Annotated in this window: 12 protein-coding genes and 1 pseudogene; all 13 read left to right on the plus strand. The window is 44.9% G+C overall.

From position 1 onward, the window contains the following. Positions 1-170: 170 nt before the first annotated feature. The 13 genes and pseudogenes from leuS to metF all read left to right on the plus strand — a co-directional run bounded on the left by leuS (position 171) and on the right by metF (position 16106). Positions 171-3155, plus strand: coding sequence for a leucine--tRNA ligase (leuS, locus tag A5295_RS03465; RefSeq protein WP_064621708.1), 2985 nt, complete (start codon positions 171-173; stop codon positions 3153-3155). A gap of 381 nt (positions 3156-3536) precedes the next feature. Then, complete coding sequence (locus A5295_RS03475) at positions 3537-4352, plus strand: helix-hairpin-helix domain-containing protein (protein WP_064621710.1); 816 nt, start codon at positions 3537-3539, stop codon at positions 4350-4352. A gap of 101 nt (positions 4353-4453) precedes the next feature. Then, positions 4454-4702 (plus strand): annotated as a pseudogene (locus tag A5295_RS03480) (ComEA family DNA-binding protein); the annotation flags it as partial. Between the two features lie 7 nt (positions 4703-4709). Beyond that, positions 4710-6401 carry a ComEC/Rec2 family competence protein gene (locus A5295_RS03485; RefSeq protein WP_064621711.1) on the plus strand — a complete coding sequence of 564 codons (1692 nt, stop codon included), beginning with the start codon at positions 4710-4712 and terminating at the stop codon, positions 6399-6401. 66 nt (positions 6402-6467) lie between these two features. Further along, positions 6468-7466: a DNA polymerase III subunit delta gene (gene holA / locus A5295_RS03490; protein ID WP_064621712.1), complete on the plus strand. Its 999-nt coding sequence runs from the start codon at positions 6468-6470 to the stop codon at positions 7464-7466. A 71-nt stretch (positions 7467-7537) separates the two neighbouring features. Beyond that, positions 7538-8110, plus strand: coding sequence for a tRNA (adenosine(37)-N6)-threonylcarbamoyltransferase complex ATPase subunit type 1 TsaE (gene tsaE / locus A5295_RS03495; protein ID WP_012914282.1), 573 nt, complete (start codon positions 7538-7540; stop codon positions 8108-8110). Positions 8111-8223: 113 nt separating this feature from the next. Then, positions 8224-9051: a tRNA (adenosine(37)-N6)-threonylcarbamoyltransferase complex dimerization subunit type 1 TsaB gene (gene tsaB / locus A5295_RS03500; protein WP_064621713.1), complete on the plus strand. Its 828-nt coding sequence runs from the start codon at positions 8224-8226 to the stop codon at positions 9049-9051. Between the two features lie 25 nt (positions 9052-9076). Continuing rightward, a complete protein-coding gene (gene rimI, locus A5295_RS03505; protein WP_064621714.1) occupies positions 9077-9607 on the plus strand; it encodes a ribosomal protein S18-alanine N-acetyltransferase in 531 nt (176 codons plus the stop codon). A gap of 21 nt (positions 9608-9628) precedes the next feature. Beyond that, a complete protein-coding gene (gene tsaD / locus A5295_RS03510) occupies positions 9629-10672 on the plus strand; it encodes a tRNA (adenosine(37)-N6)-threonylcarbamoyltransferase complex transferase subunit TsaD (RefSeq protein ID WP_064621715.1) in 1044 nt (347 codons plus the stop codon). A gap of 60 nt (positions 10673-10732) precedes the next feature. Continuing rightward, positions 10733-11869 (plus strand): tRNA (adenine-N1)-methyltransferase, encoded by a 1137-nt coding sequence (locus A5295_RS03515; protein ID WP_064621716.1) that lies wholly within the window; start codon positions 10733-10735, stop codon positions 11867-11869. A gap of 9 nt (positions 11870-11878) precedes the next feature. Further along, positions 11879-12436 carry a histidine phosphatase family protein gene (locus tag A5295_RS03520; protein WP_004108244.1) on the plus strand — a complete coding sequence of 186 codons (558 nt, stop codon included), beginning with the start codon at positions 11879-11881 and terminating at the stop codon, positions 12434-12436. A 457-nt stretch (positions 12437-12893) separates the two neighbouring features. Continuing rightward, positions 12894-15248, plus strand: a complete 2355-nt coding sequence (gene metE, locus A5295_RS03525) for a 5-methyltetrahydropteroyltriglutamate--homocysteine S-methyltransferase (RefSeq protein ID WP_064621717.1) — start codon at positions 12894-12896, stop codon at positions 15246-15248. 3 nt (positions 15249-15251) lie between these two features. Beyond that, complete coding sequence (metF, locus tag A5295_RS03530) at positions 15252-16106, plus strand: methylenetetrahydrofolate reductase [NAD(P)H] (RefSeq protein WP_004108239.1); 855 nt, start codon at positions 15252-15254, stop codon at positions 16104-16106. The last annotated feature ends 423 nt before the right edge of the window (positions 16107-16529 follow it).

Here is a 16529-nt window from a genome sequence, read left to right on the forward strand (position 1 = left end):
AGTTTATTTACTATTGTAATGATTTATTTTGCGAAATAATCATAAAATCTTAATCTTGTGCGCATATTAGGAAAACTTACGTTAAAACCACATATTTTCTTAATAAAATATCAACAAAACTTGTAAAAAGTGTTGCGTAATGACGATATTAGACGCTATAGTCCTAGGGTATGAACGACAACGATCAACAGTATGCAACAGCTGACAACAAAGCTACTATTGCTGAGCCAGCTTTTCGTTACAACGCGCAGCTCGCACAAGATATTGAGCAGCGCTGGCAAAAAACCTGGGATGAACAAGGCACGTTCTGGGCTGCTAATGTTAAAGGCGATTTGAAGGATGGTGAAGGCAAGCTTGCTGACGGTCGTCCTTCTTTCTTTGCAATGGACATGTTCCCGTATCCTTCCGGCAAAGGCTTACACGTTGGACATCCTCTTGGATATTTGGCAACGGATGTTGTAAGCCGCTACCATCGCATGAAGGGTGAGAATGTTCTTCATGCAATGGGTTACGACGCTTTTGGTTTGCCGGCGGAACAGTACGCTGTTCAAACTGGTCAGCATCCGCGCATCACCACTGAGACAAATATTGCTAATATGCGCAGACAGTTGCATCGCATGGGCTTGAGCTTTGACGATCGTAGGTCTTTTGCAACGATTGACACAAATTATGTGCGTTGGACGCAATGGATTTTCTCGAAGCTTTATGATGCTTGGTATGACACTGATTTTGTGCGCAAAGACGGCGGAAAGGGTTCTGCTCGACCAATTGCTGAGCTTGTTGATGAGTTTAAGAGCGGAAAGCGCGAAATCCCAGGATTTGCAGGCAAAAAGTGGGAAGAGCTTAACAAGGTAGAGCAGGCGGATGTATTAAACGACTTCCGTATTGCCTACATTTCTAAGTCTCCTGTAAATTGGTGCCCAGGATTGGGAACTGTGCTTGCAAACGAGGAAGTTACTGCAGAAGGAAAATCTGAGCGTGGAAACTTCCCAGTATTTCAGCGCAACCTTCGCCAATGGTCCATGCGAATTACCGCTTACGGACACCGCTTGGTTGAAGATTTGAACACTATTGATTGGCCAGAAAAAGTTAAGCTTATGCAGCGAAACTGGATTGGTGAATCTCACGGTGCATCTGTGCACTTTGAAGTGCCATGTGCGGATGGCGAAACGCGCGATTTGGAAGTGTACACTACTCGTCCAGACACGCTTTTTGGCACAACTTTTGCTGTTGTTTCTGTGAATCACCCAATTCTTGAGCATGTTCCAGAAGCTTGGGGTGCAGACGTTCCAGAAGGCTGGAAGGGCGGTTACGCAAGTCTTAAAGAAGGCTTGGCAGAATATCAAGCTCAAGCTCGCGCGAAGACTGCTAAAGATCGCACGGAAGACGCAGGAGCAAAAACCGGCTTGTTTACGGGTCTTTATGCAATTAATCCTGTAACTGGAGCAAAGCTTCCACTGTTTGCTGCTGACTACGTGCTTATGGGCTACGGCACAGGTGCAATTATGGCAGTTCCTGGCGGCGACCAGCGCGATTATGATTTCGCAAAAGCATTCGGTTTGCCAGTAATTTACACTGTTGAGCCTTTGCCTGATTCCGAAGAAAAGTTGGAGGATTACGAGGGTAAAGCTCCGTTTGTTTCTCACGACGGAATTGTTATTAATTCAGCAGTAGAACATACTCATAAGCTTGGCGATGCTTTGTCTATTAACGGTTTGCGCGTGGACGAAGCTATTAAAAAGGTGACGACTTGGCTTGAAGCTGCAGGCGTAGGAAAAGGTAGAGTTTCTTACCGACTTCGCGACTGGCTGTTCTCTCGTCAGCGCTACTGGGGTGAACCATTCCCAATCGTTTACGATGAGGACGGTGTTGCTCACTTAGTGCCAGATAGTGAGCTTCCAATTGCATTGCCGGACGTTCCTGATTATCAGCCAAAAACTTACGCTCCAAACGACGCAAATTCGGAGCCTGAAGCACCTTTGAGTCGAAACGAAGATTGGGTAAAAGTTCAGCTCGACCTTGGCGACGGCGTAAAAACCTACTATCGCGACACCAACACTATGCCAAACTGGGCTGGTTCTTGCTGGTATTACATGCGCTACTTGGATCCAAACGACGCTGAGCACATGGTTGACAGTGATGAATACGACTACTGGATGGGTACGAACCGTCCAGGCAAAGAGCATGTTTCTGGCGGTGTTGACCTTTATGTTGGTGGTGTAGAGCACGCAGTTTTGCACTTGCTTTACTCAAGGTTCTGGCATAAGGCGCTTTACGATTTAGGTTACGTGGATTCTGCTGAGCCATTCCACCGCTTGTTTAACCAGGGCATGATTCAGGCTTACGCTTATACGGATGAGCGCGGACAGTACGTTCCTGCTGACGAGGTTGAAGAAGGCGCTTCAAACGGCGCTGGTGAGTCAACCTTTACGTGGCATGGCGAGAGCGTGAACCGCGAGTTCGGCAAAATGGGCAAGAGCTTAAAGAATATTGTGACCCCAGACTACATGTACGAAAACTACGGTGCAGATACGTTCCGCTTGTACGAAATGAGCATGGGTCCGCTTTCTGAGTCTCGTCCGTGGAACACGCGTAACGTTGTTGGTGGCATGCGATTCTTGCAGCGCTTGTGGCGTAACGTTGTGAACGAAGAAACCGGAGCTTGCGTGGTAACTGACGACGCTTTGGATGAGAAGACGTTGAAGATTCTTAACAACACAATTGCAGAAGTGACTGTGGAAATGGAAGCAATGCGTCCAAATACTGCAATTGCTAAGCTGATTGTGCTTAACAACCACTTGACTTCGCTTCCTCACGTGCCGAGAGCAGCTGTTGAGCCGCTGGTTCTTATGTTGGCTCCAATTGCGCCGCATATTTGCGAAGAAATGTGGAGCAAGCTTGGGCATGATAAGTCTATTGCTCACGCGGATTGGCCTGTTGCAGATGCTCGTTACGTTGGTGAGGATACTGTTACTGCCGTTGTGCAAATAAAGGGCAAGGTTCGTGCAAAGCTTGAAGTTGATCCAAATATTGACGCTTCTGAGCTTGAAAAGCTTGCGCTAGAAGCTGTAGCTGATCGCTTGGGCGGTAAGGCTCCGCGCAAGGTGATTGTGAAGGCTCCGAAGATTGTGTCTATTGTGCCGGACGAAAGCTGAGTCAAGGTTAAAGTCGGCTTAATTAAGCTGCGCATTGACTTGCCGGAGCGCTCAAAGCGTAGCGCGCGTAGGCATTTCAATGCGGAAACTCGCTTAAGTTGGAAGTCCAGTGGACTTCCAACGCGAGTTTCGTAGCGAGCGCGTTAACCGCGCGAGCGATTTTTCGTGCTTCACAGCATTTTTTTTCGAGGTTTCTGCGTTAGTAACGAATAAGTGGGGTTATACGTTACTCGCGAAGTGCGGTTTCTGCGTTAGTAATACGATTGTAAAAGATAGCGGTGTTGCTAATTTTTTGCTTTTAACCACAGGCGCGTATTTTTGTTGCGAAGTGTTATAAGTTGCCCAATAGTTAAGTTAAGAACTTTAAGAGTTGGGGGATTTATGGAAGACTTTGGGCAGAATTTTGGGCAGAATTATGCGTATAATTTTAGGTTTAATAAGCCTGCGTCTGATTTGCCTCGGAGACGAATTGCAACGTCTTTAGAAGAATTTTCTAACAGTAATTTTGGTAAAAATTTTAGTGACGACTATTGCGAAAAAGCTTGTAATTCTTTTGATGAAGAAATTATAAGTAGCAAAACTTCTCCTAGATTTCACATGAAGCCTGTACATACGCTTGCTTTAATGCTGATACTAGTTGCAGCTCTTTGTGCAAGCCTGACAATGCTCATTTCTCAATCCTTAACATATCAACGAGTTCAGAACGAAAAAGCAGGCGCGTTTGCAATAGAAAACGACGATACTAGTCGCGAAAAGCCTTCTTTTAATAATGTAAAAGATAAGAATAAAAATGATGATGAAGAAAAAAGCGTAAGTAATGAAAGCGACGAAAACAGCGGAAGTGATGTAAGTGACGGAGATGATGTAAGTAAAGGCAATAACGGAAGTAAAAGCAACAACAAAAGCAACAAAGGTGACAGTAATAACAAAAGCGACAAAGGTGACAGTAATAACAAAAGCGACAGAAGCAACGAGAATACTGCTTCTCATCAAAGTAACACTGGCAGAATCAATATAAACACTGCAACGCTTGATCAGCTACAAACCTTAAAAGGAATCGGACCCAAAACTGCTGCGCGCATTATTGCTCAGCGTAAAAGAGTTGGTTATTTTCGCAGTTTAGAAGATTTGATGCAAATTAAAGGAATTGGGCCTAAAACCTTGAATAAATTCCGTGGGAATGTTGACGTCAAATAGGTGAATTATGCGAGAAAACGTAGAAAAAGTAGAAAACGTTTCTGGAAGTCGTGATTTTCGTATGATTCCTGTTGCTGCAGCGTGCTNACAAAGGTGACAGTAATAACAAAAGCGACAGAAGCAACGAGAATACTGCTTCTCATCAAAGTAACACTGGCAGAATCAATATAAACACTGCAACGCTTGATCAGCTACAAACCTTAAAAGGAATCGGACCCAAAACTGCTGCGCGCATTATTGCTCAGCGTAAAAGAGTTGGTTATTTTCGCAGTTTAGAAGATTTGATGCAAATTAAAGGAATTGGGCCTAAAACCTTGAATAAATTCCGTGGGAATGTTGACGTCAAATAGGTGAATTATGCGAGAAAACGTAGAAAAAGTAGAAAACGTTTCTGGAAGTCGTGATTTTCGTATGATTCCTGTTGCTGCAGCGTGCTGGGCTGGGTGCTTAATTGGAAAATTCTTATGCAATTTTACTATAATTTATTGCATTTCAATAGTTTTATTCAATGCAACTATAGTTTCGATTTTTATATTTTGCAAAAAATTTAAGTTTTTTATATGGCGCAGAACAGTTTTAGTAGCAATAAACGTTTTTGTAGCTGCGTGCATGCTTTCGTACATAACTCAATATGTGATATCTGGTGACGTTATTATGCGAGAAATACGCGGCAATAATCCTACTAAAGCACTGTATTTTCAAGGAAATAATGCCGAGCACGCGCATTTTGCAGAATTTACAGTAGTTGCTCCTGTGCGCTCGTCTAGAAGTTTTAAAGGAGATTGCCAAGCGAATGTTCAAGTGCATAAGTTTGATGCGCAAAAAAGTTATGTTCAAGCGCGACTGTATGCGTATTCGCCAATATGCAAGCAACTTAGCTATGGTTCGAGCCTAAGCGTTCCTGTTAGCGTGAAAGCTTCGAGATTTGATAGTAGTAAGCCTGAATTGCATGTAGAAAAAACTCAACGAAACTTGCATGTTGTACAAGACTCAGACTTTTGGCACAAAGCCGTTAGTAATTTGTGGAAATCGTTTTATGACGTAACAAATAAGCTCGATATGCAAGGCAGAATGTTGGTTCCTGGAGTAACTGTTGGCATGCTTGGGCAAGAATATGTGCCAGTAGAGGATGCAAGTTCACTTGAGCCGGTCGACGAAACTTATGCGAATATGACGCGTCAACATTTTCAACATGCTGGAATCATGCATGTTATGGCAGTTTCAGGCGGACACTTTTTGCTACTTAGTATGATTATTCGCAAGTTTTGCGCACGATTACTGTTGCCTCATTGGTCTACATCTTTAATACAAATTACGTTGCAAATTGCTTTGGCTGCAATAGTTTACCCTTCTGCATCTGTGCTTCGAGCGTTAATTATGGGAATAATATCCGCTGTTGCATGGTGTTGTAAACGACCATACCAGTCAGCTAGTGCTTTAAGTTGGACTGTTATAGGCGTGCTTGTGGTAAATCCCTCATACGCTTGGGACTATGCTTTTGCTCTTTCTTCCGCAGCAACTTTGGGAATTGTTGTTATGGGAGTGCCGATTTCTAAAACGCTTGCAAAATATATGCCATCTTGTGTTGCTTCTGCGCTAGCTATAACGCTTTCTGCACAATTTTGGACTATGCCAGTGCAAATTCTTATGCAACCGGAAGTGTCATTTATGTCTGTGCCAGCTAATCTAATAGTTGCGCCTCTTATGGATTGGGCAACAGTGTGCGGCTTAATTTCACTAGTTTGTGCGAGCTTTAACGATGGATTATCGCTTATTTTCGCTAGAGCTTCATCAATTGGAACAAGCTTTATGCAAAAGTGCGCGTGTTGGTGCGATGAAGTATCTTTTGGCGTGTTTCCATGGATAAAAGGTGCTGCAGGAGCGTGGGCAATGTTGTGTGCAGAATTTGTGATATTGGCTTTGTTTATGCTAGCTTTGCGCGCTTTTCGCAATAAGTATTATGCTCAAAGAGCTAGCATAATTGGTCAACTGTGGTCTGCTTCGGCAAAGCGAACGTTACGAGAAGCAGAGAAAATTTTCGAAGAGTAGCAAACACGCACGCATATTCGAATGCAATATTATGATGGTTAAGAGTTGGTTGGTTTAAGGAGCATTATGGCAGCAAATGATAAGCGTGCGCAACGCGTTATGCCAGTTACGCTGGTAGTTGGAGGTGACGCTTACTTAAACGAGCTCAATGCTCGAAATGTGCGTGAAAAAGTTCAAAAAAGTGCTCCGGATGCTGAAATTATTGAACTCGATGCGTCAACTGCGGATCAGTACGCATTTGACGAAGCTGTAGGTCCTTCGCTTTTCGGTGACGGAACGATTGTAATAATAAATAATTTGCAACAAGCAGACGAGTCTTTAGTAGACGCAATCGAAAATTTCTGCAAACAAGCGCAAAATAGTGAAAATAATTTTGTAGACTCTTCTGCAACTTGGGTTATTGCACGTCACGAAGGTGGGCTTAAAGGAAAGTCTATTATTACGCGCCTTACGAAAGCTGGCGCAAACACAATTACAGTACCGGATTTTAAAAAAGACGATGCAAAGCTCAACTTCGTTATGAGCATATTTGAGCGTCACAATCGAAGTGTTGAGCCTCAAGCAGCACAACGTCTTGTGTCAGTTTTGGGAAGTAAAACGGGAGAGCTTGCAGCATTATGCTCGCAATTATGCTTCGACTATGACGATAATCCAATAACGCTTGATATTGTCGATCGATACTTGGTTGCAGATCCGCAAGTTACCGGCTTTTTTGTTGCAGATAAAGCTGTTGCAGGTCATGCAGGTTCTGCTGTGCTTGCAGCAAGAACTGCAATTGCTCAAGGAGTTGACGCCATAGCATTAATAGGTGCTTTGGCTGCAAAAGTACGCGTAATTGCGCTCGCAATGGCAATTCGCAACGGCACGATTTCTAGTGCTGAAGCGAAAGTAAACCCGTGGGCTCTGAAAATGGCAATGCGTCAGCTTGCTGGATGGAATAGTGCAGGTGTTTCTCAATGTTTGCAATCTTTAGCTTGGGCGGATGAGCAGTGCAAAGGCGGATCTAGTGACGCGAATTATGCGCTTGAAAAATGTATTATGCTCATTGCGTCTCGAGGAAATTAGAAAGCGTAAATTAAGAATCGTGAATAAGAAACGTAAATTAAGAACTGCAAATTAGAAAGATTGTGTTAAGTATGAAAGAAGAAACGGTGTCAGAACAGCAAAAAGTTTGTACTGTGCCTACGGATACTGATATGCGCGAGCTTGGTAAAGCTGTTGCAAAGCTAGTTAAAGAAGGCGACGTTTTGCTGCTTTCTGGCCCTCTTGGAGCTGGTAAAACAACGTTCGCTCAAGGTTTTGGCGCAGGGCTTTCAATTAGTGAGCCGATTGTGTCTCCAACTTTTACGATTGCGCGCGAATTGCATGGCACTTTTGCGGATGGTAAGCCGGCGACGCTAATTCACGTTGACGCTTACCGTTTGGGTGGCGAAGATTTTGCTCCGGGGCAAGATACTGTTTCGCGTTTGCTTGACGAGCTTGAATCTTTGGGACTTGACGAAGCTTTGGAAGAGCCAGGAGACGGCACTGTTGTGCTTATGGAGTGGGGTGAGCAAATGGCAGGAGTGCTTGCTGCTGAGCGCTTAGAAGTTCATATTGCAAGACCTATTGACTCTTCGCAAGTAGACGATTTTACTAGCGATGGCGAGCGAATCGTAACTTTGAAAGCTGCTGGCAAGGATTGGCTTAATCGACTTGCAAAATTGTAATTAAGAAATAGGCAGAGTAATACGCGAGTAATACATAAGTAAATAACGCAGTAAATAACGCAAGTTGTGCTAAGCGAGTAAGCTAGTCTGGTACGTGACTTCGAGGAATGAACATGAGTAATACGCTGATTATTGACACATCATTTGGCTCTACTGTTGGAATTGTGGACCATGAGCCGATTGTTGAAACCGACTCTCGCACTCACGTGGAGCGTTTACAAGTAAATATTGCAAAAGTTGTGGAGGACGCTGGGTTTAAGCCTTCCGATATTAAACGCGTGGTTGTGGGAGTAGGTCCTGCTCCTTTTACAGGACTTCGCGCAGGATTAGTTGCAGCAAAAGCGATTGCGTTTGCAAATAATGCTGAAATTTTGGGGTGTGATAGTCTTCTTCCTCAAAGTTTGATGATGCGTTCTGGCGCGTTCGAAGAAGCTCGCAAAAATGGCAGTATAGAGAAGGGTTTTCTACTAAATCTTCAGAATGATGCTGATTCTTGCGACTCTAATATTCGTCACTACGTGCTTTCACTAAATGATGCACGCCGTCGTCAAGTGTACATGTCCTTGTACGACGACGAAGGAAATGCGCTAATAGATATGGATATTGACTATCCGCAAAATGTTGTATCTCGCGTAAACGAGTATTTAGCAAGACAAACTAACGAAAATTATTGCGTGGATGTGCTCGGACACGGTGCTAAAAAATACGTTGAAGACTGGCGAAATATTGCGCATGTTGGCGTTATTGCAGAAGTTTGCGCGCTTGACTTGGGTGTGCAAGGCTTGCAAATTTTTGAGCAATGCTCTTTGGAATGTGCAAATAAAGATGAGCACGTAAAAGCTGTTGAACCGCTGTATTTGCGCCGTCCGGACGTGTCTGTGCCAAATCCGCTTAAGCATGTGCTTGGCTCTGGTGAAGCGAATAAGGCAAAAGAGAAATAGAAGCGTTTTAACGATTTGAGTAATTATGATTGTTGATATAACGCGTTCTCAATTTCCAGCAGTAGCCGAGAATTGCAATATAGTTCCAAAGTGCGATTTTACTTGCGATGAGTTAGCGCAAAAAATAGCGCCTATTGAAGCTGACTTGTTTGGCAAAGGCTCATGGAATGAGAGCATGATTTCGCAAGAATTACAAGCTCCTATGCGCGCGTATTACGCTCAAATCGACGAAAATACGCATACATTATGCGGGTATGCTGGCTACTGGTTTGACGGCGATGACGCGCAAATAATGACAATTGGCGTTGCAAAACAATATCAACGAAAAAGCATAGCCTCTAAGCTTTTGTTGACAATGATTAAAACTGCAAAACAAATTGGTGCTAAACGCATGCTGCTAGAAGTGCGAGTTGACAATGTTCCTGCGCTCGCGTTGTATGAACGTTTTGGTTTTAAGAAAATGGGTTTGCGAAAACGTTACTATCAGCCGGAAGGTGTGGATGCGTACACAATGTGCGCTGATCTAACCGCAAAAAATAACGGAACTGAGGAATAACGAGGAATAACGAGGAATAAAATGAGCGAAGCAATCGTATTGGGAATTGAATCAACTTGTGACGAAACTGCCGCAGCTATTGTGCGCGGACGCACGCTGGTGTCAAATGTGGTGGCATCTTCAATGCAAGAGCATGCGCGCTACGGCGGTGTGATTCCAGAAATTGCTTCTCGTGCGCACGCTGAAGCTTTTGTGCCGGTTGTTTCTAAAGCTTTAGCAGACGCAAACATGGATTTAAGCGATATTGACGCGATTGCAGTAAGCGCAGGTCCTGGTCTTGCTGGCTGCTTAGCTGTGGGAGTTTCGGGAGCTAAAGCATTAGCTTGGGCTGCAAATAAGCCGATTTATGGTATTAATCATGTAATTGGGCATATTGCAGTAACGCAATTGCAATTCGGCGATGTGCCGGAAGATGTACTTGCTTTAATTGTTTCCGGCGGTCACACTTCGCTTCTTCACGTGAACGATATTGCTAAAAGTATTGACGTTGTTGGCACAACTTTGGACGATGCTGCCGGCGAGTGCTTTGATAAGGTTGCGCGATTGCTTGGATTCCCATACCCGGGTGGTCCTCATATTGACAGGCATGGAAGGCTTGGAAATCCGGATACTTTGAAAGTTCCGCAAGGTTTAACGCAAGGTCGTTCCGGCAAAGAGCATCCGTACGATTTCAGCTTCTCGGGTGTAAAAACTGCTGTTGCTCGTTGGGTTGAAGCGCGTGAAGCTCAGGGTCTTGAAATTCCAGTTGATGACGTGTGTGCTTCTTTGGCTAATTCTGTGGCGGAAGTGCTTTCTAGAAAAGCTATGATGGGCTGCGAGCAGTACGGTTCTAAAACGCTTATGATTGGTGGCGGATTCTCCGCTAATTCGCAGCTTCGTGAGCATTTGTTGGCTTGCGGCAAGGAGCATGGAATTGAAGTGCGTTTGCCAGAGCTTAAGCTTTGCACGGATAACGGTGCGATGGTTGCAATGCTAGGCGTGAATTTGGTAGAAGCAGGGGTTCGTCCTTCTGCTCCTGATTTTGCAATCGATTCTGCTATGCCGCTTACGACGGTGAGCTTATAATAGTAGAAATAATAAAAGTCGCGCTAAGAAATCGTGCTCTAAAAATAAGTGAGGTGTTTTGTGCAGTCAGTTAATTCGCGTAGTGGAGTGTTACGAGTAGGTGAGAAGATTCAGTTCACCGATCGTAAAGGTAAGCGAATTACCGCACAACTTATTGCAGGCGGGGTTACGCAAACTGAGCATGGTCTTATTTGTCACGACGACGTGATTGGTCAAAGCGAAGGCGTTGTAATTACTACTGTTAGCGCAAAGCGCGAAACGCAACAAACTATTGTTGATCCTTCTAAATCGTCCAACAAACCTTGGAAGGCGGCGCGCGCTATTGGTGGCTGGGATTATGTAGTTATGCGGCCGCGCATGGTTGACTACGTGCTTTCTATGCCTAGGGGTGCGCAAATTATGTATCCGAAAGATATTGCGCAAGTAATCGCTTTAGGAGATATTCGTTCTGGCACGCGCGTTTTGGAGTCGGGGGCAGGCTCTGGCGCGATGAGCTTAAGCCTTTTGGACGCAGTTGGGGAGTGCGGAAAGCTTACTACGATTGAGCTTCGTCCGGATTTTGCACGAATTGCTGAATCTAACGCAACTTTGTACTACGGAAAGCGACCAGAATGGTGGAATTTGCTTACTGGCGATTTTGATTCTGTTGCAAAAACCTTAGATGCGCACAGCGTGGATCGCATTATGCTAGACATGCTTGACCCTTGGAATCGCCTTGAACAAGCACATCGCGTTATTGTGCCTGGAGGTGTGCTTATTGCGTACGTTACGACCACTACGCAAATGTCTCGCATGGCTGAAGCTTTGCGAGAAAGTGGCATGTGGACTGAGCCAGAAATTCAAGAAACATTGGAGCGCACTTGGAAAGCTCAAGGTTTGGCTGTGCGCCCGGATCACGCGATGATTGGTCACACTGGATTTTTGATTGTTTCACGCGCAATGGCTGAAGGTTTTAGTGCTTTGAAGAAGCGTGAACACGGTACTAAAGATACTGTGAGCGATATTGACGATATGACAGCAGAAGAGCGCGCTGAACAGTTGGAAGACTTGTCTTTGCGCGATATTTCGGATCGTAAATTGCGTAAAGTTTTACGTGATTTAGATGTGCAGCTTGCGCAATTGCCGGAAGATTCGCAATCGCAAGATTTGCAAGATTCGCAGTCTGCACAACAATCAGCGCATAATCAAGCTAAGTAGGAGAGCATTATGGCATCACCAATGAAAAAGCTTATGAAGAAAGCACATCATAGTAAGTACGTTTTGTTGCTGATGCGTCATGCGAAGGCTGAAGCTCCTGAAATGGGCGACGACTGGGGTCGTGGTCTTACTGATAAGGGCTTGAAGCAGGCGAAAATTATGGCAAAAGGCTTGGAATCTTTGAAGCTTGTGCCGAATTATATTGTGTGTTCTAGTGCGAATCGCACTGAGCAAACTTTGAAACGCATGTTGAAGCGTTTTGGCGACTCTCCTGTGGTTGAGTCGCGCAAAAGTCTTTATGATGGCGGCATGCAATCTGTTATGGACGAGTTGCAAGCGATTCGAGGCGATGTTCATACGACGATGATTGTTGGGCATGAGCCGACGATGTCGATGGCTGCGCAGTGGCTTTCTTCGCCTGATTCGGATCCGGATGTGCTTGGGGCGATGCGTTTGGGGCTTGCTAATGCGTCGGTTGTGGTGCTTGTGTCTGATCGTCCATTCGCGACTTGCGGATTGCGCGGTGCTACTGCTCTCGCAATCCTTACGCCCAAATCCTTTGCCTAGCTAAGAATGCGCTGATTTCTGTTGTTCAAGGCACACTAGCATCAGTGCTGCCGCCCACACCACGCCAAAAAATAATCCCCCCGCTGCGCACCCACCCGTAGCTTAATTGCACAGTTTATGTTATTTTGATTGGTTTGTTGTGAGCAATGGAAATTGCTTGGTCGAGCAATATAAAAGCGGAGCGATAGTAATATCTTTTTGATAAATAACTATTTTTGAAAGAAAGTAAGTAAAAAACTAAACTTAACTATGCAACCTTTAAGTCTAAATAAGGTATAAGAGCGTAGCGCTGCGAGACAAGTAATTTCCATTGCTCACATTTCGCCAAGGAAAAGAAACGCGCACGCAATTAAGCATATAAATTAATCTTATAACGACACCCCAAGTTCTTGAATGACCGCATTCAAGCATTTCTTTGCTAGGCTAAAGCGAGTCAAAGAAATTTTTTGGAGGATGTATGTCTACGGTTTTTACTTCGGTTTCCGGTTTTCCACGTATTGGCGCTAATCGTGAGTTGAAGAAGATTATTGAACGTTACTGGAAGCAGGATGCTTCTTTGGATGAAGTGCGTGAAGTTGCTCAGTCTTTGCGAGCTAAGCATTGGCGTTTGCAAGCTGAAGCTGGGATTGATTTAATTCCAAGTAATGATTTTAGCTACTATGACCAAATGCTCGATACTGCTATTTTGCTTGGTGCTGTGCCTGAGCGTTATCGTAAATTGAATTTTGAGCATGCTGAGGATACGCTTTTTGCTATTGCGCGCGGCTATCAGGGTGAGCGCGGAGATGTGACGGCTTTGCCAATGAAGAAGTGGTTTACTACGAACTACCACTATATTGTGCCGGAAGTTGAGAATCCGGAAGGCTTGCATTTGGCTGGAACTAAGCCTTTTGACGAGTTTTTGGAGGCTCGCGCGCAGGGTTTGGAAACGAAGCCTGTGTTGATTGGTCCTTACACTTTTTTGAAGTTGGCTCGTACTCCTGAAGCTCAGGAGTTGGAAGTAACAGAGTCTGTGATTTCGGCTCTGGCTTTTGCTTATGCGAGTATTGTTAAGCGTTTTGGCGAGCTTCACGCAACTTGGTTGCAATTTGATGAGCCTTATTTGGCGTTGGACAAAGAGGAAGGCGATTTGGAGCTTTTTGAAGCTTTGTATAAGCCTTTGCTTGAAGCCAGGAGTGCGGAAGTTAAGCTTCTTCTTAACACGTATTTTGGCAATATTGCTGACGCTTACGAAACTGTGAATGATCTTGGTTTTGACGGCGTTGGCGTTGATTTGGTGGAAGGCAAGGAAGAAAATCTTGCAGCCATTGAGCATTATGGTGTGAACGAAAAAACTACGCTTTTTGCAGGCGTTGTGAACGGTCGCAATATTTGGCGCAACGATTATGCTGTAAGCCTTGGTTTGGTTGACGCTTTGCGCGAGAATATTACGGATCGCGTGGCTGTTTCTACTGCTTGCTCGCTTCTTCACGTGCCTTTTAGCACTGTTGGTGAGGATGCTTTGGGTGCGGATGTTTTGCAACATTTTGCTTTTGCTGTTGAAAAGTTGCAGGAGATTCGCGATATTGCCAATCTTGCTACAGAAGGCGACGAAAGCCGCAAATCTAGTAACGTTTTGGCTAAAAATCAGGCTTTGTTTGACGGTTCACGCGTGAAAGCGGATGTTGCTGTTGCTAATCGTCTTGCGAATCTTAAGGATTCTGATTTTGTGCGATTGCCTAAGAGGGTGGAGCGTCAGCGTTTGCAAAAAGAAGCTCTTGGCTTGCCGGATTTGCCAACGACAACTATTGGATCCTTCCCACAAACTAAGGATATTCGTAACGCTCGTGCTGATCTTCGTAAGGGCGAAATTACTCGCGAAGCTTACGACGAGTTTATGCGCAATCGCATTGCTCAGTGCATTGAGCATCAGGAGCAAATCGGCTTGGATGTGCTTGTTCACGGCGAGTTTGAGCGAAACGACATGGTTGAATATTTTGGCCAGCATTTGCGCGGCTTTAAGTTTACGAAGAACGCTTGGGTGCAGTCTTATGGCACTCGCTGCGTGAAGCCTCCAATCGTGTGGTCGGATGTTTCTCGCGAGTCTGCAATTACTGTGTCGTGGAGCGCTTATGCTCAAAGCTGCACGAAGCATATTGTTAAGGGCATGCTTACAGGTCCTGTGACGATTCTTAACTGGTCTTGGCCTCGCGAGGATATTACGCACGAGGAGCAGACTCAGCAGTTGGCTCTTGCTATTCGCGATGAGGTGTTGGATTTGGAGCGAGCTGGTATTCGTGTGATTCAGATTGATGAGGCTGCTTTGCGTGAAAAGTTGCCGCTTCGTCGTTCTGATTGGCATAAGAAGTATTTGGATTGGGCTATTGCTGCTTTCCGCCTTGTTCATTCTGCTGTGGCTGCGACTACGCAAATTCACACGCATATGTGCTATTCGGAGTTTAATGACATTATTCGTGACATTGACGCTATGGATGCGGATGTGATTTCTTTTGAGGCTTCTCGCGGTGACTTGGTTGTGCTTGACGCTATTCACGACGCGCATTTTGAGACTGAGGCTGGCCCTGGCGTTTACGACATCCATTCTCCTCGCGTGCCTGGTAAGACGGAGCTTGTGGAGCGTATTCACGAGATTTTGCGCAAGATGCCTGCCGAGAAGCTGTGGATTAACCCGGATTGCGGTCTTAAAACTCGAGGTGACGCTGAAACTTGGCCAAGCTTGGAGAATCTTGTTTCTGCAGCTAAAGAGGTTCGCGCGCAATTGCAAGCTAACAAGCTAAGCAATCAGCAGTGCAATTCTCAGTGCAAGGGGTGAGTTATGCCATATAAACCAAAGTTTTCGCTGGAAGTTTTCCCACCTAAGCGCACATCTCCTATCGGTACGATTTATGATACTTTGGATGGGTTGAAAGGCCTTGACCCGGATTTTATTTCGGTTACTTACGGCACTGGAAAGCTGCAGGATCGTACTGCTACTGCGCGTATTGCGAATACGATTCGCTCCGAATATGGTATTGACGCGGTTGCTCATTTGACTGCTCGATACCTTGATTATGATGCTGTTGATGAAGCTTTGGAAATGTTTGATAATGCTGGTGTTTCCGGGGTTTTGGCTTTGCGCGGCGACGTGATTGCGGGCCAGGAATCGGCAGGCGTTTTTGAGCACGCTAGTGACTTGGTTTATTATATTCGTTCAAAGCACCCGGATTTGCCGATTTTGGGTGCTTGCTACCCGGAGAAGCATCCGGAAGCGGAAAGTTTGCAAGCGGATATTGATAATTTGAAGCGCAAGGTTGATGCGGGTGTTACGCATTTAATTTCGCAACTTTTTTACGATAACGAGGATTTTTTGCGCTTCCGTGATTTGGCGCGTGCGGCAGGCATTAATGTGCCGATTGAGGCTGGAGTGATGCCTGTTGCGAACGCTTCGCAAGTTAAGCGCATGACGAGTTTGTGTGCGTCTCGCATTACTTCGCAAGTTTCCGCAATGATGGATCGTTGGGGGAGTAATGCTGATTGCTTGCGCGATGCTGGCAGTATTTTTGCTTCTCAGCAGATTAACGATTTAATTGCTGAAGGTGTGGATGGTATTCACTTGTATACCATGAATCATCCGGGTATTGCGCGAAGGATTTGGGCGAATGTGAAGCCGCTTTTTACGAAGATTGGGTAGGTGGTAGCGTTTGCGAGTTTTGGGGGATTTCTTTATTTGCGGTTTTATTTTATGCAAAGGTGAGTGATAGGAATTACTTGTCTCGCAGCGCTACGCTCTTATACCTTATTTGGACTTAGCGGTTGTGTAGTTAAGTTTAGTTTTTTACTTACTTTTTCTGCAAAAATAGTATTCGTCAATAATATTATTACTATCGTTCCGCTTTTATATTGCTCGACTAAGCAATTCCTATCACTCACACGTTAATTCACTCACAATTGTTTTTGTTGTGGTGGGAAGAGTGCTTGGAGTGGCACATGCAGTAGCACGGATGTTAGTGTTCACTAATCAACAGGAATCAGCGTCTGCACAGAGCGCAACTGCAAAACTTCATAAACGTGCATGCGTCCTCGCTCAGTGCGAAAAATCTCAAATCTCTACCAC

Source organism: Gardnerella sp. 26-12, assembly GCF_001660745.1.
Lineage (GTDB): Bacteria > Actinomycetota > Actinomycetes > Actinomycetales > Bifidobacteriaceae > Bifidobacterium > Bifidobacterium swidsinskii.

Coding starts and splice junctions, on each gene's coding strand:
- metF (WP_004108239.1), top strand. CDS start 15,252: ATGCCATATAAACCAAAGTTTTCGCTGGAAGTTTTCCCACCTAAGCGC.
- metE (WP_064621717.1), top strand. CDS start 12,894: ATGTCTACGGTTTTTACTTCGGTTTCCGGTTTTCCACGTATTGGCGCT.
- rimI (WP_064621714.1), top strand. CDS start 9,077: ATGATTGTTGATATAACGCGTTCTCAATTTCCAGCAGTAGCCGAGAAT.
- holA (WP_064621712.1), top strand. CDS start 6,468: ATGGCAGCAAATGATAAGCGTGCGCAACGCGTTATGCCAGTTACGCTG.
- A5295_RS03520 (WP_004108244.1), top strand. CDS start 11,879: ATGGCATCACCAATGAAAAAGCTTATGAAGAAAGCACATCATAGTAAG.
- A5295_RS03475 (WP_064621710.1), top strand. CDS start 3,537: ATGGAAGACTTTGGGCAGAATTTTGGGCAGAATTATGCGTATAATTTT.
- A5295_RS03485 (WP_064621711.1), top strand. CDS start 4,710: ATGCGAGAAAACGTAGAAAAAGTAGAAAACGTTTCTGGAAGTCGTGAT.
- tsaE (WP_012914282.1), top strand. CDS start 7,538: ATGAAAGAAGAAACGGTGTCAGAACAGCAAAAAGTTTGTACTGTGCCT.
- leuS (WP_064621708.1), top strand. CDS start 171: ATGAACGACAACGATCAACAGTATGCAACAGCTGACAACAAAGCTACT.
- tsaD (WP_064621715.1), top strand. CDS start 9,629: ATGAGCGAAGCAATCGTATTGGGAATTGAATCAACTTGTGACGAAACT.
- tsaB (WP_064621713.1), top strand. CDS start 8,224: ATGAGTAATACGCTGATTATTGACACATCATTTGGCTCTACTGTTGGA.